The organism is Halomonas sp. SS10-MC5 (assembly GCF_015992245.1).
Classification (GTDB): domain Bacteria; phylum Pseudomonadota; class Gammaproteobacteria; order Pseudomonadales; family Halomonadaceae; genus Halomonas; species Halomonas sulfidoxydans.
Genome location: NZ_CP065435.1, coordinates 2044536 through 2070188, shown reverse-complemented (window position 1 = coordinate 2070188; position 25653 = coordinate 2044536). Strand labels below are relative to the sequence as shown.

Here is a 25653-nt window from a genome sequence, read left to right as displayed (position 1 = left end):
CTTCAGCCTCCCGTTACCGGCGGGAAAAATGCCACTTCATCGTCGTTGGTGATCGGCGTCGCGTCCAGTGCCATGACCTGGTTCACGGCGCACAGCACCCGCCCCTCGCCAAGGCGCGCAAAGCGCGAATCCCGTTTCACCAGTGCATTCTTGAGTCCGCCGACATCGGTGCTGGGGAGGGTATCGAGCGGCAGGGTGAGATCGCTGACCCCCAGCCGCTCGCGCAGTTCGGCGAGGAACTTCACCCTGACGCAGGGAGAGTCGATATCGCAGCGGGTACCCACCGAGACCTGTCCCACGGCGCCCTGGCCGGTAACGATCGGCGTCGTCGCGGCACTGGGTTGCCGCTGGTAGTCGCCCGACTTTCCGCCACGCTTCGCATCGACATGGATGGCGCCGATCTCCATGTCCTTGTCCACCGCCTTGCACATGTCGTAGAGCGTCAGGCAGGCCACCGACACCGCCGTCAAAGCCTCCATCTCCACGCCGGTTCGACCATTGAGGCGACATGAGGCAATGACCTCGACCCGGGCGTTCTCCTCGTCCACATGAAAATCGATCGTTACCTTCGACAGCGGCAACGCATGACACAGCGGAATCAGTTCGTGGGTGCGCTTGGCCGCCTGGATGCCGGCGATACGTGCGGTGGCCAGGACGTCGCCCTTGGGCAGCCCGCCTTCGACCAGCAGCGCCAGCGTCGCGGGCTTCATCTGGATGTGGCCGGAAGCGGTTGCCTCACGGCGACTCTCCGCCTTGTCGGCGACATCGACCATATGGGCTTCGCCGCGCTGGTTGAGATGGGTCAGACTCATGTGAAGCAGCCTCGGTATCGGTTGATCGAATGCGGTTCGTGGCAAGCGGACGCTCGCTCAGGCCAGGCAGCGCGGCGCCCGCTCCGACGGCCAGCGCGCCGGCCAGGCGCTGACCCACTCGGCAATGGCCTCCAGATCGCCCAGGTCGAGCCAATCGACACCGGCCGGTACGCTGACGGGTGGCTGGCTGGCCACCGCCTTGACCCAGGGATCCTCCGCCACGCGCAGCGTCTTGCCGAGCTCCTCGCGGTAGAGCTCCAGCTTGGGCAGGGGCCAGGCCTTGAATCCCTCCACCAGCACCAGGTCGGGATCCTGTCCGCGCACTGTCTCGATCAGCTGCGCCAGGTCGGCCTCCTCCAACCCAGGGGTCTCCATCATCATGGCCCACCTGGCACGGGAGGCAACCAACATCGGCGCGGCACCGGCCTGGCGCAGGCGGTGGCTGTCCTTGCCCGGCTGATCGACATCGAAACCATGATGCGCGTGCTTGATCACGGCGACACGCAAGCCGCGTGCCGCCAGGCGGGGCAACAGGCCTTCCAGCAGCGTGGTCTTGCCGGTGCCGCTCCAGGCGGCAATGCCGAGCAGCGGCAGCCCATCGTCGAGGTTCAGCGGGCCGTGCAGCGGACGTGACATCAGGGTCGACTCTCCTCGTTCAGGCGCGTCTCCAGGCGCCGTCTGTCCTCTTCGGTATTGAGATTGCCGAAGGCTTCGGGGCAATCGCTGAAATCCACGCGGGTCCAGGCGTGGCGCTCGTACCAGCGGCCGACCTTGCGCTCCCCCGCCACCAAGGCGGCATGCAGGTCTGCCGCCAGGGCCCGCTCCAGCAGCGCCACGACCGGGTGCAGACGCTCCCCGTCATGGGCCACGGCAATGCGATGGCCGCCGATGCCGGCCGCCATCCTGGCCACGAGGTCGCGTGGAAGCATCGGCGTGTCGCAGGGCACGACCAGCACCCAGGGGGTATGGGCGGCACACAGCCCGCTGTAGATCCCCATCAGCGGCCCTTGAAAGCCACCCTCGGTATCGGTCACGACACGATCGGCCAGGCCCCGGTAGCGCGCCAGGTGGCGGTTGGCACTGATCAACAGCTCCGCGACGTTGCCCACCAGGCGAGCCCGGACATGGTCGACCAGTGTCACCCCGTCCAGCCGCTCCAGCCCCTTGTCGCGCCCGCCCATGCGGCGGCCTCGGCCGCCGGCCAGGATCAGGCCGGTGATGTCGGTCGATGGATTCGGTACGCTGAGGGCGGGACGTTCGCACATACCCTCCATGATGCCTCAGCCGGCACGCCGGTGCCATGGCTCGCGAGCCAATCGCCAGCACGTCATGATCCGGATCATCTTATGCATGACGGCTGCAGCAGGTATCATGTGTCAAACAAATCGAACGACCCTGGACCTGACGATGGAAGGATTTGATGTGGGCACACGCCTGCGCGAGCTGCGCAAGGCACGCAAACTGTCCCAACGCGAGCTGGCCAAGCGCGCCGGCGTCACCAACAGTACCATCTCGCTGATCGAACAGAACAGCGTCAGCCCATCGGTCAGCTCGCTGAAGAAGATACTCGATGCCATGCCGGTGTCGATCAGCGCCTTCTTCGCCGGCGACGAACCCTCACCGCCGCGCGCCTTCTATCCCGCCGAGGAGCTCACCGAGATCGGCGACGGTCACCTCTCGTGGCGCCTGGTGGCGGCACGCCGCCCCGACCGCAGCATGTCGATCATCCATGAACGCTACCCGCCCGGGGCCGATACCGGGGACGAAATGCTCGAGCACGACGGCGAGGAAGGCGGCGTGGTGGTGGCCGGCGAGATCGAGCTCACCGTGGCCGGTGAAGCCCGGCTGCTGCGCACCGGCGATGCCTACTACTTCGATTCACGCCTGCCGCACCGCTTCCGCAATGTAGGCGAGGAGGAGTGCGTGATCGTCAGCGCCAACTCCCCGCCGACCTTTTCCGAGGGCGGCAGGGAGCTGCATCACGCTTGAACTCGGCGGAAAACCGGCTGCGCTCACCGACTTTCGAACGAAGCTCAGTTCTCCTCTTCGGCGCCGGGCAGCACCCAGTTCAGCACGATACCCACCAGTGCGGCCAGGCTCACGCCCTGCAGGGTGAACTGACCACCGCCGAACTGCATGCCACCGATACCGAACACCAGGATCAGAGAGACCACCACCAGGTTGCGCGGCGCCGTCAGGGAGTGACCGGCGCGCACCAGGGTGTTCATGCCGACCACCGCGATGGAGCCGAACAGCAGCGTCATGATGCCGCCCATCACCGGCCCGGGAATGGTCTGCAGCACCGCTCCGAGCTTGGCGACGAACGCCAGCCCGATGGCGCAGCAGGCCGCTACCACCATGATCTTCGGGTTGAACGCGCGGGTGAGCGTCACCGCCCCGGTCACCTCCGAGTAGGTGGTATTGGGCGGGCCGCCGAACAGCGCCGCGGCGGAGGTCGCCAGGCCGTCGCCCAGGAGGGTGCGGTGCAGCCCGGGCTTCTCCAGGTAGTTCTTGCGCGTGACCGAGCCGATGGCGATCATGTCGCCGATATGCTCGACGGCGGGGGCGATGGCCACCGGGATCATGAACAGGATCGCCGCCCAGTGGAAGCTCGGCGCGGTGAACGCAGGCATGGCCAGCCAGGCCGCCTCGCGCACCGGCGCGAAGTCCACCAGCCCCATCATCAGCGCCATGGCGTAGCCCACCAGGATGCCGCCCATGATCGGTACCAGGCGCAGCAGGCCGCGGCCGAACACCGCCAGCACCAGCGTCACCAGCAGGCTGGCCATGGATAGCAGTAACGCCGGACCGTAGTCGATATGGTCGCTGGTCTCGCCGGTGGCCATGCTCACCGCCACCGGGGCCAACGCCAGCCCGATCACCATGATCACCGGCCCCACCACCACCGGCGGCAGCAGGCGATGCAGCCAGGCCGTGCCCTTCATGCGCACCGCCTGGGAGATCGCCACGTAGACCAGCCCCGCCGCCATCAGCCCGCCCATGGTCGCCGGCACCCCGAAATTGGCTACCGACCCCTGGATCGGTGCGATGAAGGCAAATGACGAGGCCAGGAACACCGGCACGGTGACCCGGGTCACGCCGTGGAATACCAGGGTACCGATCCCCGCGGTGAACAGCGCCACACTGGGATCGAGCCCAGTCAACAGCGGCACCAGCACCAGGGCACCAAAGGCAACGAAGAGCATCTGCGCCCCGGTCAGGAGCAGCCTGGGCAAGGATTGGGTCGGCGCCTGCGCAGTCGCCACGTGTTCGTTCATGCGAAGCTATCCTTCTTCTGTGTCGTTCGTTCGAATGAAGGCATCCCAGCCCAGAAAAACGCCCCTGGATCGCGATCTCAGGGGCAGCCTCTTGTGTTTTGCCGATGAACCTCGCCGAGCGCAGGCAGGTTGATGGCAAAAATTACCTCGTTCCGAAGATCTTGTCCCCCGCATCGCCGAGACCGGGGACGATATAGCCGTGTTCGTCGAGATGATCGTCCACCGCGGCGGTGTAGATCTCGATGTCGGGATAAGCGTCCTGTACCCGCTTGATACCCTCGGGAGCCGCCACCAGCACGATCACCTTCATCTGCTGGCAGCCGCGCTCGCGCAGCATGTCGAGCGTCGCCACCATGGTGCCGCCGGTCGCCAGCATCGGGTCGATGACGATCGCCATACGCTCGTCAAGATCGTTGGCAAACTTGGCGAAGTACGGCACGGGTTCGAGCGTCTCCTCGTCGCGATAGAGCCCCACCACGCTGATCCTTGCGCTCGGGATCAGGTCCGTCACGCCATCGAGCATGCCGAGGCCTGCGCGAAGGATCGGCACGATGGTCACTTTCTTGCCCTTGAGCAGCTTCACCGGGATCGGCTTGCCGCTCCAGCCGCCGATCTCCTGCGCTTCCAGCTCCAGGTCCTTGGTCGCCTCGTAGGTGAGCAGCTTGGCCAGCTCACCGGCCAACTCGCGAAAGCTCTTGGTGCTGATGCCGGCTTCGCGCATCAGCCCGAGCTTGTGCTGGACCAGCGGATGTTGGATGGCATGGACGCTCATGACGGACCTCTCGGCGTGGGATGAAAGTGGCGACCTTCGTCGCAGGGACGAGTCGCGGCATTTTACCTGCAACCCGCGGGCAGGTTAAGGCATCGGCCATGCCGGCTCGACACCTCAGGGCACAGCGGGAAGCTGCCAGTCGATCGGCTCGCGCCCCTTCGCCTCGAGAAAGGCGTTGGCCCGGGAAAAATGGCGATTGCCGAAGAAGCCCCGGTGCGCGGAGAGCGGCGAAGGATGCGGCGATTCCAGCACCAGATGACGCGAGGTATCGATCAGGGCTTTCTTCTGCCGGGCATGGCTGCCCCACAGCAGGAAGACGGAGGGCGGCGCATGGGCGTTGACCGTCTCGATGGCACGATCGGTGAAGGTCTCCCAGCCCCTGCCCCGGTGCGAGCCGGCGTTGCCCTGCTCCACCGTCAGCGAGGTGTTGAGCAGCAGCACGCCCTGCCGCGCCCAGTACTCCAGGTTGCCGTGGTCGACCGGCTGGAAGCCGACGTCGGCGACCAGCTCCTTGTAGATGTTGACCAGCGAGGGCGGCGTCGCCACCCCCGGCAACACTGAGAAGCACAGCCCGTGAGCCTGATCGGGCCCGTGGTAGGGGTCCTGCCCCAGGATCACCACCTTGACCCGCTCCAGCGGTGTCAGCTCGAAGGCACGGAACCAGTTCGACGAGTGGGGGTAGATCACCTTCCTGGCGGCCTTCTCGGCGGCCAGGAAATCACGCAGCGCCTGCATGTAGGGGGCTTCGAATTCGCCCCCCAGCCAGCGCTGCCAACTATCGGGCAACGGGCAGCTCATGATTCGCTCTTCACAGCTGAGACTCAACGTTTGACCTGGTCGACCAGGGGCTCCACATAGGCCACCCCCATGTCCCACGGGAACTGGATCCAGCAGTCCTGCGCCACCTCGGTCAGGTACTGGTCGACCAGGGGGCGACCTTCCGGCTTGGCATAGACGGTGACGAAATGTGCCCTGGGCAGCATCTCGCGCACCTTCCGCGCCGTCTTGCCGGTATCGACCAGGTCGTCGACCAGCAGCCAGCCGTCGCCATCGTGGTCGACCCCCTTCATGACGTCCAGCCCGCCCTGGTCCATGTGGTCGTAGCTCTTGATGCACACGGTATCGATCAGGCGCACGTTGAGCTCCCGGGCGATCAGCGCCGCCGGGATCAGGCCGCCTCGGGTGATCGCCACGATGCCCTTGAAGTCGCGCTCGACGAGACGGTGGCAGAGTTCGCGCACGTCACGATGCAGCTGGTCCCAGGAGACGGTGAAGTGCTGGTGGTAGCGGGCGTTGCTCATGGTGATGTCACTCGTCCTCACTGAAGGAGCAGACCGCAAAGACGCCGAAACCGGCCTCGCGAATCCTGGCCGACCCGCCGATCTCCGGCAGGTCGATGATGGTAGCGGTCTCCACCACCTGCCCGCCCGAACGGGTGATGAGCTTGGCGGCGGCCAGCATGGTGCCACCGGTGGCGATCAGATCGTCCATGATCAGGATCCTGTCGCCCTGGCGGAACGCATCGGAGTGCAGCTCCACCTCGGCCTGGCCGTACTCCAGCGTATAGGTCTCGCTGATGGTACGAAACGGCAGCTTGCCCTTCTTGCGCACCGGCACGAAGCTGCACCCCAGCTCGTAGGCCACCGGCGCGCCGATGATGAAGCCGCGCGCGTCGATGGCCGCGATCGCATCGAGCTCCATGTCCTGATAGCGGTGCACGAAGCTGTCGATCAGCTTGCGAAAGGCCGAGCTGTTCTGCAGCAGCGGGGTGATATCGCGAAAGTTGACCCCCTGCTGCGGCCAGTCGGGGACGGTTCGGATCACGGACTTGATGTAGTCGCCGTAAATGCTCATCGCAGCTCTCGGTGAGGAATGTCAGTCTAGGAACAGGAACTTCAGCACGAACAGGATCGCCAGCACGACCACCGCCGGGTTGAGATCGCGGAAGCGACCGGAGAGGGTCTTGATAGCAGCGTAGCTGATGAAGCCCAACGCGATGCCCTCGGCGATGGAGAAGGTCAGCGGCATGGCCAGGGCGGCAATCAGCACGGGCGCGGCATCGGTCGGGTCGTCCCAGTTGGCGTGGGACAGGCTGCCGGCCATCAGCACCGCCACGTAGAGCAGTGCACCGGCGGTGGCATAGGCCGGGATCGAGCCCGCCAGCGGGGCGAAGAACAGGCTGACCAGGAACAGCAGGGCCACCACTACCGCGGTCAGTCCGGTGCGGCCGCCCGAGACGATACCCGCGGTGGACTCGATGTAGCTGGTCGTCGTCGAAGTCCCCAGCACCGCTCCCGCCATGGAGGCGCCGCTGTCGGCCATCATGGCGCGACCCAGGCGCGGCAGCTTGCCGTCCTTGTCGAGCAGCCCACCCTTGTGGGCCACCCCCACCAGCGTACCCGAGGTGTCGAACAGGTCGACGAACAGGAAAGCAAAGATGACGCTGAGCATGGCGACGTCGAGCGCGCCAGCCAGGTCCAACGCCATGAAGGTCGGGGCGATGGAAGGCGGCATCGACATCAGGCCGCCATACTCGTTGTGCCCCAGGATCATGGCCAGCACGGTCACGCCGAGGATGCCGATCATCACCGCCCCGGTGACGCGCAGGTAAGCCATGGCGGTAATGGCGAAGAAGCCCAGCAGCGCGTAGAGCGCGGCCGGCTCGGAGAGATCCCCCAGCGCCACGTAGGTGGCCGGGTTGGATACCACGATGCCGGCGTTCTTCAGCGCGATCATGGCCAGGAACAGGCCGATTCCGGCAGCAATCCCCAGTCGCAGCGAGAGCGGAATGGAGTTGATGATCCATTCTCGGATCTTGAAGATGCTGAGCAGGAAGAAGCACAGACCGGAGAAGAACACGGCCCCCAGCGCCGCCTCCCAGGTGTAGCCCATGCCGAGCACCACGCCGTAGGTGAAGAAGGCGTTGAGCCCCATGCCCGGCGCCTGGGCGATCGGGTAGTTGGCCCACAGGCCCATGATCAGACAGCCGACGGCCGCGGCCAGGCAGGTGGCGACGAACACGGCACCGTAGTCCATGCCCGCCTCGGAGAGAATGCTGGGGTTGACGAAGATGATGTAGGCCATGGTCAGGAAGGTGGTGATCCCGGCGATGACCTCGGTCTTCACGCTGGTGTTGTGTTCCGTCAGCTTGAAGCGGCTATCGAGCATGTTCTTCATTTTTGGCATTCCTGCGCACAAGGGCTGTATTCGGCCAGGGGGCGAGAAAAGCCGCACATGGTACCCAAAGGCCGCCGGCGTTGCGAGGCCACCCTGAATGCCATGCCGCGGCACGGTTCGCTCTGTATAAGCAAACTCTGCGCCATGCGCCAGCGCGGCTGCCAACGCAGACTTGACGAAACGGTCATTTGAACCTGTTCGTCAGACGCCACGCGAGGCGAGCACACGCTCTACCGTCTCGACGATGGCCTGGGTCTGGGGGTCGATCTCGATGTTGACCCGGTCCCCCGGCACGCGATCGACCAGAATGGTGCGCTCCAGCGTCTCGGGAATCAGATCGACGCAGAAGCGCGGCCCGTGGTCGGCCGCGGCGTGCCTCACCGCCCCAATGGTCAGGCTGATGCCATCGACCCCGATATAGCCCTTGTCGAACAGGAAGCGCCCCAGGGCGCGCGGCACCTCGAACCACAACCGGCGATTGTTGGGCGCCTGGTCCAGCTCCACCAGCTCGGCCATGGCCATGACGTGCCCGGACATGGCGTGTCCGCCGATCTCGTCACCGAAGCGCGCCGCACGCTCGATATTGACGCGATCCCCTTCGCGCAGCGCACCGAGGTTGGTCACCCGCAGCGTCTCGCGCATCAGGTCGAAGCTGACCCGCTCGCCCTCGATGGCGGTGACGGTCAGGCAGACGCCGTTGTGGGCCACCGAGGCCCCGAGCTCGAGCCCTTCGCGCAGAGATTCCGGCAGGCTCACCACATGGGTCCGGAATGCCTCCGCCTCGTGGATGGCGACGATCTCGGCCGTCCCCTGAACGATGCCTGTGAACATGACGCCTCCTGGGCAGTCCCGACAATGGTGAGAAAGGATTGGGCTCGCAGTGTAAGAATTCGCGACCGCAACGTCCATCGGCATGGACGTCAGGCACCGCACCGTCGACAGGACGATGTCATGCCGGAATCCAAGAAGACGGAACATCTTACTGAAAACATGGCTTCAGGCTACAAACATACACCAACGCATTGACAGCATGCTTCTTTGGTCCTAGTATTCGCCATCACATTTCAGGCGCCGATTTGTACCCGGATTGCGGGCGCCCACGCCGCTGGGAAATGGAACGCTCCATCCCCAGCGACGTGAAGTGCAGCTAAAAGGGTGTGTCCAGCGTTGATGGCCACCCGTCAGGGTGGCCTTTTTTTCGTTCCGGCTCTCCCTCCTTGGTCGTCGCTGCGCCCGCCCCACCGGGACGGCCTCTCAGGAAGCCAGATGATCACGCTAAGCAACGTCTCCAAGACCTACCATCTCGCCGGCTCGAGAAGCCGGCTGCCGTTCGCCGCCCGTCGACGCGACACTCCGTCACGGACGATCGAGGCCCTCAGGAACGTCGACCTGCATGTTCCCCAGGGCAGCATCCACGGCGTCATCGGCCTGTCCGGCGCCGGCAAGTCGACCTTGATCCGCTGCGTCAACCTGCTCGAGCGCCCCACCGGCGGCAGCGTCGTCGTCGATGGCCAGGAGATGACCGATCTCTCCCCCGCCGAGCTCAACCAGGCGCGCCACCGCATCGGCATGATCTTCCAGCACTTCAACCTGCTGACCACGCGCAACGTATTCGACAACGTGGCGCTGCCGCTGGAACTGATGGGCATGAAGCGCGGCGCCATTCGCGAACGCGTGCTGCCGCTGCTCGAGCTGACCGGCCTTTCCGACAAGGCCCGCCAGTATCCGGCCCAGCTCTCCGGCGGGCAGAAGCAGCGCGTGGCCATCGCCCGGGCGCTGGCCAGCGAGCCGCGAGTGCTGCTGTGCGACGAGGCGACTTCGGCGCTCGACCCCCAGACCACCGGCTCGATCCTCGCCCTGCTGCGCGAGATCAACCAGAAGCTCGGCCTGACCATCCTGCTGATCACCCATGAGATGGAGGTGGTCAAGTCGATCTGCCACCGGGTCAGCCTGATCTCTGACGGCGAGCTGGTCGAGGAAGCCGAGGTGGGCGATTTCTTCACCGCACCGCGCACCCGGCTCGGCCGCGAGTTCCTCAACGACTTCCTGCAGCTCGAGCCGCCCAAGGCGCTGGTCGAGCGGCTGGAGGAGGCGCCCGGCGAGCACACCCACCCGGTGGTCCGCCTGGCGTTCTCCGGCGATGCAGTCTCCACGCCGCTCATCTCGCGCCTGGCGCGGGAGTGCGGTGTGGACGTGAGCATCCTCCAGGCCAAGGTGGAGTCGATCCAGGAGCGCACCCTGGGCCTGATGATCGCCGAATTGCTGGGCTCGCCGGAGCAGACCCGCCGCGCCATCGACTACCTCGAAACCCATGATCTTCACGTGGAGGTGCTCGGCCATGTCCAGCGCGATGATTGACCTGATCCTGCAGGCGACCCTGGACACGCTCTACATGGTCGCCGTCTCGGGCGTGATCTCGGCCTTGCTCGGCGTACCGCTGGGCGTAATGCTCTACGTCACCCGCCCGCGCCAGATCCTCGCACATCCGGTGCTCAACCAGGCGCTGGGCATGGTGACCAACGTCGGCCGCTCGATCCCCTTCATCATCCTGATGGTGGCGATCATCCCTTTTACGCGCGTGATCGTCGGCACTTCCATCGGTACCAATGCCGCCATCGTGCCGCTGACCATCGCCGCCATTCCCTTCGTCGCCCGCCTGGTGGAGGGGGCGCTCAACGAGATTCCACCGGGTCTTGTCGAGGCCGCCCAGTCGATGGGCGCCACGCCGCGGCAGATCATCACCAAGGTACTGCTGCCCGAGGCCCGCGGCGGCATCGTCACCGGCCTCACCATCACCGTGGTCACCCTGGTGAGTTACTCGGCCATGGCCGGCGCCGTGGGCGGTGGCGGCCTGGGCGACCTCGGCATCCGCTACGGCTACAACCGCTTCAACCCCACCGTCATGCTGATCACCGTGGCCATCCTGGTGGTCATGGTGCAGGGCTTCCAGAGCCTGGGGGATTACCTGGTACGCAAGTCGGATCGCAAGTGACGCCACACCCAAGGAGAACGACCCAATGCAAGCAACCCTGACCCGCCTGCTCGGCGCCGCCACGCTGGTCGGCACTCTCGCCACTACCAGCCTGCTCGCCGGCTGCGGCAACGACGACGCCGGCGAGACCCGCTCGATCAAGGTTGGCACCATGTCCGGCCCCGAGTCGGAAGTGATGGAGGTCGCGGTGCAGATCGCCAAGGAGCGCTACGATCTCGAGGTCGAGATCGTCGAGTTCACCGACTACGTCTCGCCCAATGCGGCGCTGGCCGACGGCAGCCTCGATGCCAATGCCTTCCAGCACGAGCCTTACCTGCAGAGCATGATCGACGACCGCGGCTATGAGCTGGCCGTGGCCGGGCACACTTTCGTCTACCCCATCGGCGCCTACTCCGAGAAACACGACAGCATCGACGAGCTGCCAGACGGTGCCATCATCGCTCTGCCCAATGACCCCACCAACGGCGGCCGCGCGATGATCCTGATGCACAATGCCGGCCTGATCGAACTCGACGATCCCGAGAACCTCGAGGCCACGCCGGTCGATGTGGTCGAGAACCCCCGCGACTTCCAGTTCCGCGAGATCGAGGCGGCCCAACTGCCGCGCGTGCTGCAGGACGTCGACCTGGCCTTCATCAACAATACCTTCGCCCAGCCGGCCGGCCTGCACCTGGACGATGCCTTGATCAAGGAGGGTCCAGAATCGCCCTACGTCAACCTGATCGCGGTACGCGCCGGCGACGAGGAGCGTGAGGAGATCCAGCAACTGGTCTCGGCCTACCAGAGCGAGGAAGTCGTGGCCAAAGCTCAGGAGCTATTCGACGGCGGGGCAGTGCCCGGCTGGGAGTAAACCTAGCCGCGCCTTCCTGTTGACGGCAGCGGGCCGACGCCATGCGTCGGCCCGTTCGTTTGCCAGAGGCGGTCTCGAATCAGCCTATCTTGCGCTCGACCTTCTCGATCCGCCCCTCCAGGCTCTGATCCTTGTCGGTGGCCGTGGCGATGCGGATCGCACTGTCCACCCGCGGCGCGCCGCGCTCGTGCAGCACCTCATGGCAGCGCTGGACGACCCGCATCACGTCCTCCCACGAGCCCTCCAGGTTGGTACCATGGGCATGCAGGCGATACTTGAGCCCGGCCTCCTCGATCACCTCCTCGCAGGCGGCGACATGGGACGACAGCGAGGCCCCGGCCCCGATTGGGGTGACATTGACATCGGCAACCACACGCATACTCAATCCTCCTGATCGACCAACGGATATCCCTACCCGAAAGCTAGTGTCGCCCCGGCCATTGTTCAAACCCCGTTAGAAGGAGGCCCCATGCCATCGGCCGCTCTCGATTACGCGCTGCTCGCGCGACAGCTCGACGCCCTGCTGGATGACGACGACTGGTTGGCCAATGCCGCCCAGACCTGCGCCTTCATCATGCAGCAGGTACCCGAGCTCAACTGGGCGGGATTCTACCTGCAGCGCCAGCCCGAGCGACTCACCCTCGGCCCCTTCCAGGGCAAGCCCGCCTGCAACCCGATCCCGTTCGCCAAGGGCGTGTGTGGCGCGGCCGCCCGCAGCCGCCAGACGCAACGCATCGACGACGTTCACGCCATCGCCGACCATATCGCCTGCGACGCCGTGTCGAACTCGGAGCTGGTGATACCGCTCTTGCGCGAGGGCACGCTGTGGGGCGTGCTCGACCTGGACAGCCCTCGCCACGCCCGCTTCAGCGCCGAGGACCAGGCCGGCCTCGAGCGGCTGGTCGCGGTGTTCATCGAGCGCACCCGGCTGCCGGACCTGCTCGCCGCACCGACGCCGCTCGGATGAAAGCAGAAACGCCCCATGGCACAGGGCCATGGGGCGTTCCGAGAAACTGGTAGGACCAAGCGGATTTGAACCGCTGACCTCCACGATGTCAACGTGGCGCTCTAACCAACTGAGCTATGGTCCTGAAGGCGATGTGAAAGCTGGTAGGACCAGGCGGATTTGAACCGCCGACCTCCACGATGTCAACGTGGCGCTCTAACCAACTGAGCTATGGTCCTGCTTCCGGCTTTTTTGCGCCTGCCTTCACATCTTGCGAATGACAGGCCGCCTGTCACCGCCACATCTGCGCTGCGGCAACGGATGCATATCTTACCGATATCGCTGCCTTTTGCAAGCTTCAGGCGGTGCTTTTTACACGCCCCACCGCTTCGAGCCAGCCTCCGTAAAGCCGCTCACGCTCGGCTTCCGGCATGCTAGGCGTGAAGCTCCTCTCGCAGCGCCAGAGCTCGGCGATCTCCTCCAGGTCGCGGTACCAGCCGAAGCGCAGCCCAGCCATGTAGGCGGCCCCCAGCGCCGTCGTCTCGAGCACCGTGGGCCGGTCGACCTGCACCCCCAGCATGTCGGCCAGGAACTGCACCAGCCACGAGTTGGCCGCCATGCCGCCATCGACGCGCAGCGTGCCCGGGGACACCCCCATGTCGTCGCTCATGCAGGCCTGCAGGTCGCGGGTCTGGTAGCACACCGCCTGCAGTCCGGCAGCCACGATCTCGGCGATACCGGTGTCCCGGGTCAGGCCGAGAATCGCCCCTCTCGCCTTGGGATCCCAGTGCGGCGCCCCGAGGCCGGTGAAGGCAGGCACCAGGTAGACGCTATGACCGTCGCGAGTCTGTCGGGCCAAGGCCTCGGTCTCGGCCGCCTCCTTGAACAGCTTGAGCCCGTCGCGCAGCCACTGCACCGCCGCGCCGGCCACGAAGATGCTGCCCTCCATGGCATAGGTGGTCTTGCCACCCAGCCGATAGGCCACCGTGGTCAGCAGCCGATTGCGCGATGCCGCCGGCCTGTCGCCGGTGTTGAGCACCATGAAGCAACCGGTACCATAGGTACTCTTGCCCATGCCCGGTTCGAAACAGGCCTGCCCCACCAGCGCCGCCTGCTGATCGCCGACTATCCCGCCGATCGGCAGTTCGGCCCCCAGCCACTCGGCTTGCGCGGTACCGAAGTCGTCGCTGCTGTCGCGCACCTCGGGTAACAGCCCCCGCGGGATGCCGAACAGCCCGAGCAGCTCGTCGTCCCACTGCTGGGTATGGATGTTGAACAGCATCGTGCGCGAAGCGTTGGTGGCGTCGGTGGCATGCACGCGGCCACCGGTCAGCTGCCACAGCAGGAAACTGTCCACCGTGCCGAAGGCGAGTTCGCCGCGCTCGGCGCGCTCCCGGGCCCCCTCGACGTTGTCCAGCAGCCAAGCCAGCTTGGTCGCCGAGAAGTAGGGGTCGATCAGCAACCCGGTGCGCGACTGGACGAGCGCGCCATGGCCCTGGTCGCGCAGCTGCTGGCAGAAGTCGGCGGTACGCCGGTCCTGCCAGACGATGGCGTTGTAGAGCGGTCGCCCCGTCGCTCGGTCCCACAGCAGCGTGGTCTCGCGCTGGTTGGTCATGCCGATGCCGGCCAGCGCCTCGGGCGCAACGCCCGAGGCTTCCACCACCTCACGACATGTCGCCAGCACCGTGTCCCAGATGTCCTGGGGCGCGTGCTCGACCCAGCCGTCACGGGGGAAGTGCTGGGGAAACTCACGCTGTGCCACACGCACCACATGAGCGCCGCGGTCGAAGAGGATCGCGCGTGAGCTGGTGGTGCCCTGGTCGATGGCAAGAAGATAGTCGGCCATGTTAGGTCTCGTCATTGTATGTTCGTTTATGATCACCAAGAGTACTTGAGAATGTTCGCATTGCTTTACGACTTTCGTAGAATACGGCCGTAACCGCCTGCCGACGGCGCGCCGAATCGCTTACACTCGCGTGATCGAAAGGGAGCCGACATGAACCAGCAACAGCGCCAAGATGCCATCATTGACCTCGTGCGCCGTCAGGGCTATGCCAGCATCGAGCAGTTGACCGAACACTTCTCCGTCACCCCCCAGACCATTCGTCGCGACCTCAATGCGCTGGCGGAAGAGGGCATGATCCGCCGCGTGCATGGCGGGGCGGGGCTCGAGTCGAGCACCGTCAACACCGCCTACAGCACGCGCAAGAACCTCAATCTCGACGCCAAGCGACGCATCGCCGCCCTGGTGGCCAGGCACATACCCGATCACGCCTCGTTGTTCATCAACATCGGCACCAGCAACGAAGTGGTCGCAGAAGCCCTGCTCGACCACCAGGGTCTCGAGGTGATCACCAACAACCTCAACGTGGCGGCCATCCTCCAGCACAAGGAGGACTTCAACGTCATCATCGCCGGCGGCCAGGTTCGCTCGCGGGATGGCGGCATCATCGGCGAGGCGACAATCGACTTCATCAACCAGTTCAAGGTGGACTTCGGCATCATCGGCATCAGCGGCATCGACGAGGATGGTTCGCTGCTGGAATTCGACTACCAGGAAGCCCGCGTCGCCCAGGCCATCATTCTCAATTCCCGCCAAGTCTACCTGACCGCCGACCACTCCAAGTTCCATCGCAATCCCGTCGTCCGCCAGGGCAACATCGCTCAGCTGGATGCGCTCTTCACCGACCGCCAGCCGCCTGAGCGCATCGTGCATCTCATGCAGGTCAACGACGTCGCCCTGCACATCGCCTGACCCCGACTCGCCGGCCAGACGACATTGCCGACACCCTGGTGTCGGCAATGTCGTCTTCGAACCCTTGATGTTCGCTTTCGATTGCTCTATGTTCGTTTTCAAACATCAACGGTGGGATCGGCACCGCTTCCGCGGCCCCAAGTTCGGAGTCTCTTCTCCCATGGCACAGACGTCTCGCAAGCTACTCGACATGTTCATCATCGGCGGCGGCATCAACGGGGCCGGCATCGCCAACGACGCCGCCGGCCGCGGGCTGACGGTCGGCCTGTGCGAACAGGGCGACCTGGCCGGCGCCACGTCGTCGGCGAGCAGCAAGCTGATCCATGGCGGCCTGCGCTATCTGGAACATCGCGAGTTCCGCCTCGTCGGTGAAGCCCTGCGCGAGCGGGAGGTCCTGCTGCGCAAGGCGCCACACATCATCTGGCCGCTGCGCTTCATCCTGCCCCACCGCTCCCACCTGCGACCCGCCTGGATGATCCGCGCCGGGCTGTTCCTCTACGACCATCTGGGCAAGCGCAAGACGCTGCCCGGCTCGCGTGGCGTGCGCTTTACCGTCGATTCCCCGCTCAAGCCGGAGCTGATGCGCGGTTTCGAATACTCGGACTGTTGGGTCGACGACGCACGCCTCGTGGTGCTCAATGCGCTTCAGGCGCGTGAGGGCGGAGCGGAAATCCTGGTGCGCACGCGCTGCACCGGAGCGCAGGAAGAAAACGGGGCCTGGCGCATCGAACTGGAGGACGTGCGCAGCGGTGAGCGCTTCGAGCGCCACGCGCGAACCCTGGTCAACGCCGCGGGGCCCTGGGTCGAGAAAGTGGTGCGCGAACAGGCGGCGCGTCCTTCGCGCTACGCCATTCGCATGATTCAAGGCAGCCATATCGTCGTGCCGCGCCTCAACGCCGACGAGCGTGCCTACATCCTGCAGAACAGTGATCGCCGCATCGTCTTCGTGCTGCCCTACGAAGACGATTTCAGCCTGATCGGCACCACGGACCGCCACTATCGCGGCGACCCGAGGCAGGCCGCCATCAGCGAGGAGGAGACCGACTACCTGCTCGGCGTGGTCAACCAGCACTTCCGCCGCCAGCTCGACCGCCGCGACGTGATCACGAGCTTTTCGGGCGTACGTCCCCTGTGCGACGACGAATCGGCCGACCCTTCTGCCATGACCCGCGACTACACCTTGGCACTGGACGATACCGGCGCCCCGCTGCTCTCGGTGTTCGGTGGCAAGATCACCACCTACCGCAAGCTGGCGGAGGCCGCCCTGAAACAGCTCGCTCCAGCCCTGCCGGGCATGGGGCCGAGCTGGACCGCAACGGCTGCCTTGCCGGGAGGCGACATCGACGGCCAGGAGCCCTTCATGACCCGCCTGCTTCGCGAGTATCCCTGGCTCGGCGAGGCACGCGCCCGGCGCTTCGCGCGCAGCTACGGCAGCCTGTGCCTGCGCTTTCTCGAAGGCGCCGAGGGGCCCGATGACCTGGGAGAGGAGTTCGGCGGCGGCTTGACGGCCGCCGAAGCCGACTATCTCATCGAGCATGAGTGGGCGCTCGATGTCGAGGACATTCTGTGGCGGCGGACCAAGCTCGGCCTGCGCCTCACGCCGCGCCAGGTGGAGGCCCTCAAGCGGCATACCGAAAAGCACCGCCACGGGCTGGCCGCATGAGGCTCATATCGCTTAGGCTGAAGGTGAAGACGCTTCACCGTTCTTTCGCCGCCAGGCCAGGGGCCCATGACCTTCTCCTCCGTCGCGCTCGCCGCGGTGACGGCCATGCTGCTCGCCGCCACGCTCATCGCCAAGCTGCCGCTCCGCTGGTGGTGGATACGCGCCTGTGAATTCCCGCGGCTGCAGCTGGCCTGTGCCGCCCTGGTCACCGCCCTGCTCTCGCTTCCCCTCGATCCTCCCTGGCGGTGGGCGCTGCTCGCGTCGAGCCTGCTCGTGGTGGTGCTCCAGGCCCGCTTCATCCTGCCCTGGACCCGCCTATGGCCCGTCCAGGTTCAGGCGGCGGAACCCGGCCAACAGGAGCGCTGCCTCACACTGCTGATTGCCAACGTGCTGACGCCCAATCGCCAGGCCAGCCGACTCATCGAGATCATTCGGCAGCACGACCCAGATGTCGTGCTGACCCTCGAGTCGGACAGCTGGTGGCAGGAACGGCTCGATCAGGCACTCGAGGAGCACTGGCCAAACAGCGTCAAGATCCCCCTGGACAACCTCTACGGCATGCACCTCTACTCTCGGCTGCCACTGGGCAACACCCGCGTCGAATGGCTGATTCAGGACGATATCCCCTCGATCCATACCGAAGTGACGCTCACGAGCGGCGACAGGCTGACGCTACACGCCCTGCATCCGCGGCCGCCCGCCCCCAACGAGAGCGAGGAGACGCTCTGGCGCGATGCCGAGCTGCTCCTGGTCGGCAAGGAGATCCATCGCCACCCCACGCCCACCATCGTCGCCGGCGACCTCAACGACGTGGCCTGGTCGCGCACCACCCGCTTGTTCTGCCGCATCAGCGGCATGCTCGACCCGCGTCGGGGGCGTGGTAGGTACAGTACCTTCCACGCCCGCTACCCGCTGCTGCGCTGGCCCCTGGACCACATCTTTACCAGCGAGCACTTCACCTTGAAGAGGCTGGAGAGGCTGCCGGGCTTCGGCTCGGATCACTTCCCGATCCTGGCCACGCTCTGCTTTCGCCCGTCGCGCAGTGACGAACACGACACGCCCGAGGCCGACGGTGACGAGCGCGCCTGGGCGCGCCAGACCATCCGCGAGGCCCGCGCTCGCGACCAGCAGACGTGAGGCCGCCCACTACTCCGGAAGCCCACCGAAGGTCAGCTTGGCCGGATCGAGCAGGCGTTCGAGCTCCTCGCGGCTCAGGTCGGTCTGCTCCTCGGCCACCTCGATGATCGGCCGCCCAGCCTGGTAGGCCTGCTTGGCGATGGCCGCCGCGGCGTCGTAGCCGATCACGCCGTTCAGCGCCGTGACCAGGATGGGGTTGCGTGCCAGCGGCGCGGCCAGGCTCTCCTCCCGGACCCGGAAGGTAGCGATCGCTCGCTCGCCCAGCAGCCGTGCGGTATTGCTCATCAGCTTGATCGAGGTCAGCAGGTTGTTGGCGATCAACGGCAGCATCACGTTGAGCTGGAAGTTGCCGCTCTGCCCTGCCACCGTTACCGCCGTGTCCAGGCCGATGACCTGGGCGGCGGCCTGCGCGGCGGATTCGGGAATCACCGGATTGACCTTGCCCGGCATGATCGAACTGCCGGGCTGCAGCGCCTCGAGCTCGATCTCGCCCAGCCCGGCCAAGGGGCCGGAGTTCATCCAGCGTAGATCGTTGGCGATCTTCATGATCGCGCAGGCCAGCCCCCTGAGCTGGCCAGACAGCTCGACGGCGGCATCCTGGGCACCCAGGCTGGCGAAGAAGCTGTCGTTGGGGCTGAGGGAGAGGCCGGTCTGCGCGCTGAGCTCACGCGCCATGCGCTGGGCGAACTCGGGATGCGCATTGATCCCCGTTCCGACCGCCGTGCCACCTTGAGCCAGGCGAGAGAGCCGCACCATCGCGCTGTCGATACGCTCGATGGCCTGGCCGACCTGGCTCGACCAGCCACCCAGTTCCTGCCCCAGGCGCAGCGGCATGGCGTCCATCAGGTGAGTGCGCCCGGTCTTGACCACCCCGTCCAGCTCCTGTGCCCGCTCGTCGATGGTCGCGCGCAGCTGCACCAGCGCGGGGCGCAGGCGTGCGGTGACCTCCAGTGCCGCCGAGAGGTGGATGGCGGTGGGAATCACGTCGTTGCTCGACTGGCCCATGTTGACGTGATCGTTGGGCCCGACCTCGAGCCCGTCGCGGCTGGCGAGGTGGGCGATGACCTCGTTGACGTTCATGTTGCTGGAGGTGCCCGAACCGGTCTGGAACACATCCACGGGAAACTGGTCGTCGTGCTTGCCATCGACGATGGCCTGGGCAGCCGCGACGATGGCTTCGGCCCGCTCGCCATCGAGCAGGTCGAGATCGCGATTGACCTTGGCCGCGGCCAGCTTGATCCGGGCGATGGCGTGGATGAACGCCACCGGCATCGGCTGGCCCGACACCGGGAAGTTGTCCACGGCTCGCTGGGTCTGGGCCCCGTAGAGCGCCGAACCCGGCACCCGCAGCTCCCCCATGCTATCGCGCTCGATACGATGTTCGCTCATGTCACTCCCTCGCTTGTCGTCCTCTCCTTCACCATGGCGGCAACGGCCGGCGCGTTCAAGGCATCTCGGCGGCTGCGGATTTCCAAGCCTTTTTCTTGTGCAAGATCAAACACATTTCAGAGCACACGCTCACCATCGACGGACAATATGACAACTGTCGTTGCAGCAGGCCACGCCACCTTCCTAAGATTGCTTCGCCTACCCACTCCAGGCAGTCATTGAACAAAACCACGCGGATAAACAACGCGGACAAAACAAAGCGGACAGAAAAACCCATGACACAGACCGATTCCCTGTTGCTCCTGCCACACGAACAGCTGACGCTCGCCAATACCCACGAGGCGGCCGAACTGAGGCGTTACCGCCGGCTGGCGCTCAGTTTCCTGCCGAAAGCGCCGCAGACGAGCCGCTTGATGGCCACGCTGGGCCTGCAGTGCGAAAAGCGGCTCGACACCCTTCGCCAGGCGGCCCGCAGCCTCGAGCTCGATGCCTGCGTCATGGCATTGCCCGCGGGGGTGCCGCGCTGTGCCCTGAACGACCGGCATTTTTTCATCGTCGACGACGCCACCGGAAACCAGGTGGTCGAGCAGGCCATACGCGCCGCAGTGGAATCGAAGAACTTCTTCGAGTGGCTCGTCGACACCAACGCCACGGCGGAACTGCATCAGCCCTTCCTGAGCTTCGCCAGGGAGAAGGAGGGTGAGTGCCGCGTGCTGCTCGAGTTCTGGGAGCAGCACCATCAATCGCCCGTGCGGTTACGGCAAGCCTGACCGATCCGTCAGCCTCAAGGTCTCTTCTGCCGCCTGCCGGGAGAAGAGGCCAACCGCTCGAGCCGGGCCAGGTCGAGAAGATGATACTCACGCCCACGCACGGCAAGCAGCCGCTGAGCCTGGTAGGCCATGAACGTCCTGCCGACGGTCTCCTGGGTCAGGCCCAGATAGCTGCCGATATCGCTTCGCGACATCGGCAGACGAAAGCTTCTGGGCGAGTAACCACGGCGTTGGAAGCAGGCCGATATCGCGAGCAGGAAGCAAGCCACACGCGCCTCGGCCGTTCGTCCCAGCAGTTGGTGCAGATTCAACCGCTCCTCGCGCAGGCTTCGGCTGATGCAGTTCTGGAGACGTCTGCACAGCCTGGGCAAGCGGTGCCTGAAGGTCTCGAGCCGGTCGAACGGGAGCTGGCAAAGCGTAGCGGTTTCGAGCGCGCTGACGGTTCCGGCATAGCGCCCCGAGTCGATGGCATCACAACCAATGAGGTCACCGGGAAGCCAGAAGGCGGTCAGCAACGTCTCGGCGCTGTCGATGGCGGTCTCCTGCTTGAGGCAGCCGGTACGTACCGCGTAGAGCGCATCGAACGATGCTCCTTGGGAACAGAGTACATCGCGCTTTTCGAGCCGGAGGGGGGGGACGACGATGTCGTCGAGCAGCAATCTTTCCTCGTCCGGCAACCCCTCAGGTTTGCTCAGCACGTTGAGGTAGCACGCGAGGCAGTCGGAAACCTCGGCCATGCAGCCATGTCCATCCTTCCCGTAGCTAGACATGAAAGCGGCCCTCGTTCCATGGGACACGCGAACAGTATAGGGAGGGGGCTGCGGCACCGCAGGTTGAGTTACGTCATGCTCCGACCAGGGCAATGTCAACCTCCCCTCGCCTATGTCATGACGAAAACCATGCTGCACGATGAAATCCCGCGACCTAGTGTTAATGCTGCACTGCCGCAGGCTCAGCGTTACCTCTGGGACAAGAGGAACGCCACTCAAGGGAATCTAGCCATGCACAAGACATCCTGGATGACGTCTGACATTCTCGGTCGGCTCAACGCCAATGCTGGCATGCTGCTGTTGCGCAGCCTCTGGGAATATTGCCCCGAGCACATGTTCATCGTTCGTGTCGAGGGTCCTGCCGACTTTGTGATCGAGGCCATGAACTCGACGCGCCAGGCCATGCTCGGCGATGAAACTGCCTGCATCGGCAAGCGTATCGAGCAGTTGCTTCCTCCCCCCATGTGCCATGGCGTGATCGCCAACCTGCATCGCTGCGCCGAGTGCGGCAGCCCCATTCGCTATGAGGAGAAAGGCGGCTACGTCGACCGCCACGGGGCTTGCCAGCAAGGGCACTGGCAGACCCTGCTGGTGCCGATCACCAATCAGGAGGGACGCGTCACCCATCTGTTCGGTGTGTCCCGCGACATGTCGCAGCTACCCGAGCAGCCCGTCGGCGCCAGCCCCGAGAGCAAGGAATTCGAACGGCGGGTGCATGAACGCACGGCAGAACTCGTCGCTGCCAACGAGCACCTGACCCACCTGGCGACACATGACTGCCTGACCGACACCTACAACCGCCGCTACCTGCAGGAACTGGCCGAACTGGAGCTTCGCCGCGCCTCGCGCTACGAGCAATCGCTCTGCCTGATGATGCTCGATATCGACTACTTCAAGAAGATCAATGACAGCGAGGGCCACCTTGCGGGCGACGAAGCCCTGCGCTGCGTCGCGCACACGATACTGGCCACGGTCCGCGAGTGCGATCTGGTCGGTCGCTACGGTGGCGACGAGTTTCTCATCCTGATGCCGGAGACCACGGCCGACGGGGCTCGGGAGATTGCCGAGCGCCTAAGGCGGACGCTGACTCAGACGTCCCGGTTCACGGTCAGTATCGGCATCGCCTGCCTGGCGCCTACCGATCACTTCGTCGTCGACCTGATTCATCGTGCCGACACCATGCTGTTGCAGGCCAAGCGGAACGGACGCAACCGAATCGAATGTGCCGCCTGACAGGAAGCAACAGAGGCTTACCGAAACGCATATTGCAGTGCACAAACAACTCTGCTATGTTGCATCGCAGCAGGACGAATTCACTTCGTCACCAATCGCGAACCCGGAGGTTCACAGGAAATGATGAAGACTTTCAGCTTCGACACCAAGCCGTTCGAAGCCATGCTTCTCGGCCCGGCCCGCGCCTATGCCGCGCTTAGCATCGACTACACCGAGAAGCTTCTCACCGCCCAGTTGGATACCGCCAAGGCTTATACCGACACCGGCCTGGCTCAGGCCCGTGGGCTGCTCGAGGTACGCGATGCCGATGGTCTGCGCAACTATTTCGAGGGGCAGCAGCAGTTCGCCAAGGACATGGCCGAACGGCTCAAGGGCGATGCCGAGAAGGTCGTCTCCCTGAATCAGGATTTCGTGCAGCAGAGCCAGAAGCTCGCCGAAAGCAGCCTGAAACAGACCCAGCAGGCGGCTTCCGCCAAGTCGTGACGCGGCTGTACGCTCCCACGGACGTACACCCAAGAAGGCCCGTCGAACCCGGTTCGACGGGCCTTTCGCTTGCCGCAGGGCCTGTCACCGTCCGCCCCCTTCGTTTATGCTCGATACGCACGGGCATGGCAGTGAGGAAGCGATCGTATGAAAGCCTGGATTTCCCTGGCCCTGCTGGGCCTGCTCCTTAGTGGTTGCCAGATGATGGAGCCGGGCCCGCCCCCCGAGCGCATCGAGATCATCGAGATCGGCGAGCCCCAACGCCCTGACGCCGAGCGCCCCGACGAGCAGCGCCCCGCACCGCCGCGCGTCCCGCGTCAGGTGGCATTTCCCGCCGAGGAGTACGCCGCGCTACCGAAAACCGGCAGCGCAAGCATTACCGGCCGGCTCAGCCTCAACGGCAGGCCGGGTGCCGGCGAGACCATTGCCGTGGCCCCCGTCACCACCTACTCGGCTGAGGCTGCCGAACACGCGCTGGCCGGGCGAGCGGTCGAACCTGCCGACCCTCGTGCACGCGAATACACCCATACGACCCGTACCGACGGCAGCGGGAACTTCAGCCTCAATGGGCTCCCGTCCGGGGAGTTCTACGTCTCGGGCAGCATGGTCAATTCACGCGGTGAGCGCCAGGTGATCTTGCGCCAGGTGTCGCTGCGTAACGGCCAGCGTCTCGAGGTCAACCTGAGCCGCTGAACGACGCTACCAGCCCAGCGCCTGCTTGACGAAGGGAATCGTCAGCTTGCGCTGGGCGGACAGCGAGGCCCGGTCGAGCAAGGCCAGTGCCTCGAACAGCTCGTCGAGACGCCGCGGCCCGCGATGCAGGATGTAGCGCGCCACCTCATCAGGAAGCTGCATGCCACGCACCCTTGCACGCAGCTGCAGGGCCTGCAGTCGCTCGCCATCATCCAGTCGCTGCAGATGAAAAGTGACACCCCAGCTCAGGCGCGAGGCCAGGTCGGGCAGTTTCACGGGCAGCTGGCGGGGTGCCACGGCGCCCGACATCACCAGGCGCTTGCCGGCATCACGCAGGCGGTTGAAGGCATGGAAGAGACCCTCTTCCCAGCGCCGCCGCCCGATGACGCTGTCCACATCGTCGATGGCCACCAGGTCGAGGCGCTCGGCATCCTCGAGCATCAGGGGGGGAAAGTGGCCGAGATCCTGAAGCGGCAGGTAGAGGGCCCGCAGGTCACGATCCGAGGCGGCGTGGCAGGCCGCCTGAAGCAAGTGGCTGCGACCGCTGCCAGAGGCTCCCCATACGTAGAGAAACGGCTCGCCGTCAGCATCGAGCTGACGCGAGAGGTGTTCCACCAGGGCGGCATTGGCCGCCGGCAGGAAACTGTCGAAGGTGGCATCGTCGCGCAGCCCCACCCCCAATGGCAGCTGCGCAGGCGCTCGGCTCATGGTGAATCCTCGTGGCGATGCTGCGGCCCATCGACGTCGTAGAGCGTACTGCGCTTGTAGCGGTCGTTGAGCTCGCGCAAGAGTACCATGATCACCGCCGCGGCCGGCAGCGCCAGCAATACGCCGGTGAAACCAAACAGGTTGCCCCCGGCCAGCACGGCAAAGATGACCGCCACCGGATGCAGGCCGATTCGATCCCCGAGCAGCTTGGGCTGTAACAGCGTGCTTTCGAGCGCCTGGCCGATGGCGAACACGACCACGACGCCGAACAGCGCGAGCCAGGTACCAAACTGAAAGAAAGCCACCAGCAGCGCCACGCTGATGCCGACGATGAAGCCCAGGAACGGCACGATGCTGGCCAGCCCCGCGACCATGCCGATCAACAACCCGAAACGAACGCCGACCAGGGTCAACCCGAGCGCATAGATCACGCCCAGCGACAGCATGACCAGCAGTTGACCGCGCAGGAAGGCCGACAGCACCTCGTCGCAGCGGCGGCTCAGGCGTACCGCATCGGGCTCCCAGTGGCGCGGCAGCATATCGCGCAGGTTGGCCATCATCCTGTCCCAGTCGAGCAGCAGATAGAAGGTCACCACCGGAATCAGCGCCACGTAGGTGACCCAGGTGATGAAGGCCATGCCCGATCGGCCCACCCGGCCCAGCAGCTGGGCCGCGTACTCCCCTGCGTTCTGCCAGTTGCGTGCCAGCGTCTGCTGGATGGCATCGAGATCGGCCGTCACGTCGAGCCCCGTCCAGTCCTGCAGCTGAGGCGCCAGCGACGTCTGTACCCAGGCGAAGATCCCCGGGATCATCTGGTTGAACTGACGGATCTGCTGCATGAGCAGCGGAATCAGGATCAACAGCGCGATCGCCAGCAGGATTGTCATGAGCAGGAACACAGCGCACACCGCCAGCATGCGCGACAGGCCCAGGCGCTCCAGCCGATCGGCCAGGGGATCGCACAGGTACGCCAGGATCATGCCGGCAATGAACGGCATCAACATCGTCTCCAGCTGGAACAGCAGCCATACCACCGCCACCACACCGCCCAGTATCCACCACTCTCTGCGCATCACACCTCCCTGCGTTCGTCGTTCACGGCGATGCGAGCCGTGTTTCGTGATGCTACAATTCCGGCCCGATCTTGCCCACTGCTGCGGCCATCGGGCGACCTATCGCCTGACGCCAGCCAACGGACCACTAACCGCGTTTCTTCCTACAGGAC

General features: G+C 65.2%; 28 protein-coding genes and 2 tRNA genes. 12 read left to right on the top strand and 18 right to left on the bottom strand.

Going from position 1 to position 25653, the window contains the following annotated elements; translation table 11 throughout:
- Positions 1-2: 2 nt before the first annotated feature.
- From moaC to mobA, 3 genes are read right to left on the bottom strand one after another with little or no spacing between them, the layout of a single operon-like run.
- Positions 3-812, bottom strand: coding sequence for a cyclic pyranopterin monophosphate synthase MoaC (gene moaC, locus I4484_RS09795; protein ID WP_197450753.1), 810 nt, complete (start codon positions 810-812; stop codon positions 3-5).
- Positions 813-869: 57 nt separating this feature from the next.
- Positions 870-1448, bottom strand: coding sequence for a molybdopterin-guanine dinucleotide biosynthesis protein B (gene mobB, locus I4484_RS09790; protein WP_197450752.1), 579 nt, complete (start codon positions 1446-1448; stop codon positions 870-872).
- On the bottom strand, positions 1448-2077 hold the full coding sequence (gene mobA / locus I4484_RS09785) for a molybdenum cofactor guanylyltransferase MobA (RefSeq protein WP_197450751.1): 630 nt from the start codon (positions 2075-2077) through the stop codon (positions 1448-1450). The genes mobB and mobA overlap by 1 nt, the downstream gene beginning before the upstream one ends.
- A gap of 142 nt (positions 2078-2219) precedes the next feature.
- Here mobA and I4484_RS09780 point away from each other — a divergent pair, with 142 nt between their 5' ends.
- Positions 2220-2801, top strand: coding sequence for a cupin domain-containing protein (locus tag I4484_RS09780; protein ID WP_197450750.1), 582 nt, complete (start codon positions 2220-2222; stop codon positions 2799-2801).
- Positions 2802-2845: 44 nt separating this feature from the next.
- Here I4484_RS09780 and I4484_RS09775 read toward each other — a convergent pair whose 3' ends face one another.
- From I4484_RS09775 to I4484_RS09745, 7 genes are all read right to left on the bottom strand, one after another.
- A complete protein-coding gene (locus I4484_RS09775) occupies positions 2846-4090 on the bottom strand; it encodes a uracil-xanthine permease family protein (RefSeq protein WP_197450749.1) in 1245 nt (414 codons plus the stop codon).
- A gap of 142 nt (positions 4091-4232) precedes the next feature.
- Complete coding sequence (gene upp / locus I4484_RS09770) at positions 4233-4862, bottom strand: uracil phosphoribosyltransferase (protein ID WP_197450748.1); 630 nt, start codon at positions 4860-4862, stop codon at positions 4233-4235.
- Positions 4863-4976: 114 nt separating this feature from the next.
- Positions 4977-5660, bottom strand: coding sequence for a uracil-DNA glycosylase (gene ung, locus I4484_RS09765; RefSeq protein WP_197450747.1), 684 nt, complete (start codon positions 5658-5660; stop codon positions 4977-4979).
- Between the two features lie 23 nt (positions 5661-5683).
- The gene (gene gpt / locus I4484_RS09760; RefSeq protein ID WP_111412089.1) at positions 5684-6163 is read right to left on the bottom strand and encodes a xanthine phosphoribosyltransferase; all 480 of its coding nucleotides are present in this window, start codon (positions 6161-6163) and stop codon (positions 5684-5686) included.
- A 7-nt stretch (positions 6164-6170) separates the two neighbouring features.
- On the bottom strand, positions 6171-6716 hold the full coding sequence (locus I4484_RS09755) for an adenine phosphoribosyltransferase (RefSeq protein WP_197450746.1): 546 nt from the start codon (positions 6714-6716) through the stop codon (positions 6171-6173).
- Positions 6717-6737: 21 nt separating this feature from the next.
- Positions 6738-8030 carry an NCS2 family permease gene (locus tag I4484_RS09750; RefSeq protein ID WP_197450992.1) on the bottom strand — a complete coding sequence of 431 codons (1293 nt, stop codon included), beginning with the start codon at positions 8028-8030 and terminating at the stop codon, positions 6738-6740.
- Positions 8031-8240: 210 nt separating this feature from the next.
- Positions 8241-8870, bottom strand: coding sequence for a riboflavin synthase subunit alpha (locus I4484_RS09745; protein ID WP_197450745.1), 630 nt, complete (start codon positions 8868-8870; stop codon positions 8241-8243).
- A 435-nt stretch (positions 8871-9305) separates the two neighbouring features.
- On the opposite strand from I4484_RS09745, the gene I4484_RS09740 reads away from it, so the two are divergent.
- The 3 genes from I4484_RS09740 to I4484_RS09730 are packed head-to-tail and all read left to right on the top strand — an operon-like array spanning position 9306 to position 11881.
- Positions 9306-10397: a methionine ABC transporter ATP-binding protein gene (locus tag I4484_RS09740; protein WP_197450744.1), complete on the top strand. Its 1092-nt coding sequence runs from the start codon at positions 9306-9308 to the stop codon at positions 10395-10397.
- On the top strand, positions 10378-11031 hold the full coding sequence (locus tag I4484_RS09735; RefSeq protein WP_197450743.1) for a methionine ABC transporter permease: 654 nt from the start codon (positions 10378-10380) through the stop codon (positions 11029-11031). Before I4484_RS09740 ends, I4484_RS09735 begins: the two co-directional genes overlap by 20 nt.
- A 25-nt stretch (positions 11032-11056) precedes the next feature.
- Positions 11057-11881: a MetQ/NlpA family ABC transporter substrate-binding protein gene (locus I4484_RS09730; protein ID WP_197450742.1), complete on the top strand. Its 825-nt coding sequence runs from the start codon at positions 11057-11059 to the stop codon at positions 11879-11881.
- A 79-nt stretch (positions 11882-11960) separates the two neighbouring features.
- Here I4484_RS09730 and I4484_RS09725 read toward each other — a convergent pair whose 3' ends face one another.
- The gene (locus I4484_RS09725) at positions 11961-12260 is read right to left on the bottom strand and encodes an MTH1187 family thiamine-binding protein (protein WP_197450741.1); all 300 of its coding nucleotides are present in this window, start codon (positions 12258-12260) and stop codon (positions 11961-11963) included.
- 90 nt (positions 12261-12350) lie between these two features.
- Between I4484_RS09725 and I4484_RS09720 the strand changes: the two genes are divergently transcribed.
- A complete protein-coding gene (locus I4484_RS09720) occupies positions 12351-12848 on the top strand; it encodes a GAF domain-containing protein (protein WP_197450740.1) in 498 nt (165 codons plus the stop codon).
- Between the two features lie 47 nt (positions 12849-12895).
- Here I4484_RS09720 and I4484_RS09715 read toward each other — a convergent pair.
- From I4484_RS09715 to glpK, 3 genes are all read right to left on the bottom strand, one after another.
- Positions 12896-12972, bottom strand: a tRNA-Val gene (locus I4484_RS09715).
- A 17-nt stretch (positions 12973-12989) separates the two neighbouring features.
- A tRNA-Val gene (locus I4484_RS09710) sits at positions 12990-13066 on the bottom strand.
- Positions 13067-13185: 119 nt separating this feature from the next.
- Complete coding sequence (gene glpK / locus I4484_RS09705; RefSeq protein WP_197450739.1) at positions 13186-14673, bottom strand: glycerol kinase GlpK; 1488 nt, start codon at positions 14671-14673, stop codon at positions 13186-13188.
- 150 nt (positions 14674-14823) lie between these two features.
- On the opposite strand from glpK, the gene I4484_RS09700 reads away from it, so the two are divergent.
- The 3 genes from I4484_RS09700 to I4484_RS09690 all read left to right on the top strand — a co-directional run bounded on the left by I4484_RS09700 (position 14824) and on the right by I4484_RS09690 (position 18382).
- The gene (locus tag I4484_RS09700; RefSeq protein WP_197450738.1) at positions 14824-15582 is read left to right on the top strand and encodes a DeoR/GlpR family transcriptional regulator; all 759 of its coding nucleotides are present in this window, start codon (positions 14824-14826) and stop codon (positions 15580-15582) included.
- 160 nt (positions 15583-15742) lie between these two features.
- On the top strand, positions 15743-17245 hold the full coding sequence (gene glpD, locus I4484_RS09695; RefSeq protein WP_197450737.1) for a glycerol-3-phosphate dehydrogenase: 1503 nt from the start codon (positions 15743-15745) through the stop codon (positions 17243-17245).
- Positions 17246-17311: 66 nt separating this feature from the next.
- Positions 17312-18382: an endonuclease/exonuclease/phosphatase family protein gene (locus I4484_RS09690; protein WP_197450736.1), complete on the top strand. Its 1071-nt coding sequence runs from the start codon at positions 17312-17314 to the stop codon at positions 18380-18382.
- Positions 18383-18391: 9 nt separating this feature from the next.
- On the opposite strand, the gene I4484_RS09685 is transcribed toward I4484_RS09690, so the two are convergent.
- Complete coding sequence (locus I4484_RS09685) at positions 18392-19771, bottom strand: lyase family protein (protein ID WP_197450735.1); 1380 nt, start codon at positions 19769-19771, stop codon at positions 18392-18394.
- Positions 19772-20046: 275 nt separating this feature from the next.
- Between I4484_RS09685 and I4484_RS09680 the strand changes: the two genes are divergently transcribed.
- Entirely contained in the window at positions 20047-20541 is a 495-nt protein-coding gene (locus I4484_RS09680; RefSeq protein WP_197450734.1) for a hypothetical protein, read from the top strand.
- Between the two features lie 14 nt (positions 20542-20555).
- On the opposite strand, the gene I4484_RS09675 is transcribed toward I4484_RS09680, so the two are convergent.
- Positions 20556-21278 (bottom strand): helix-turn-helix domain-containing protein, encoded by a 723-nt coding sequence (locus I4484_RS09675; RefSeq protein WP_197450733.1) that lies wholly within the window; start codon positions 21276-21278, stop codon positions 20556-20558.
- Positions 21279-21542: 264 nt separating this feature from the next.
- On the opposite strand from I4484_RS09675, the gene I4484_RS09670 reads away from it, so the two are divergent.
- The 3 genes from I4484_RS09670 (at position 21543) to I4484_RS09660 (ending at position 23720) form a co-directional block, all read left to right on the top strand.
- Complete coding sequence (locus I4484_RS09670) at positions 21543-22544, top strand: sensor domain-containing diguanylate cyclase (protein WP_197450732.1); 1002 nt, start codon at positions 21543-21545, stop codon at positions 22542-22544.
- Between the two features lie 123 nt (positions 22545-22667).
- A complete protein-coding gene (locus I4484_RS09665) occupies positions 22668-23027 on the top strand; it encodes a phasin family protein (protein WP_197450991.1) in 360 nt (119 codons plus the stop codon).
- 147 nt (positions 23028-23174) lie between these two features.
- Entirely contained in the window at positions 23175-23720 is a 546-nt protein-coding gene (locus tag I4484_RS09660) for a carboxypeptidase-like regulatory domain-containing protein (RefSeq protein ID WP_197450731.1), read from the top strand.
- A gap of 6 nt (positions 23721-23726) precedes the next feature.
- On the opposite strand, the gene hda is transcribed toward I4484_RS09660, so the two are convergent.
- Both hda and I4484_RS09650 read right to left on the bottom strand, forming a co-directional pair.
- The gene (gene hda, locus I4484_RS09655; RefSeq protein ID WP_197450730.1) at positions 23727-24428 is read right to left on the bottom strand and encodes a DnaA regulatory inactivator Hda; all 702 of its coding nucleotides are present in this window, start codon (positions 24426-24428) and stop codon (positions 23727-23729) included.
- Positions 24425-25501, bottom strand: a complete 1077-nt coding sequence (locus tag I4484_RS09650; RefSeq protein WP_197450729.1) for an AI-2E family transporter — start codon at positions 25499-25501, stop codon at positions 24425-24427. Before I4484_RS09650 ends, hda begins: the two co-directional genes overlap by 4 nt.
- Between the last annotated feature and the right edge of the window lie 152 nt (positions 25502-25653).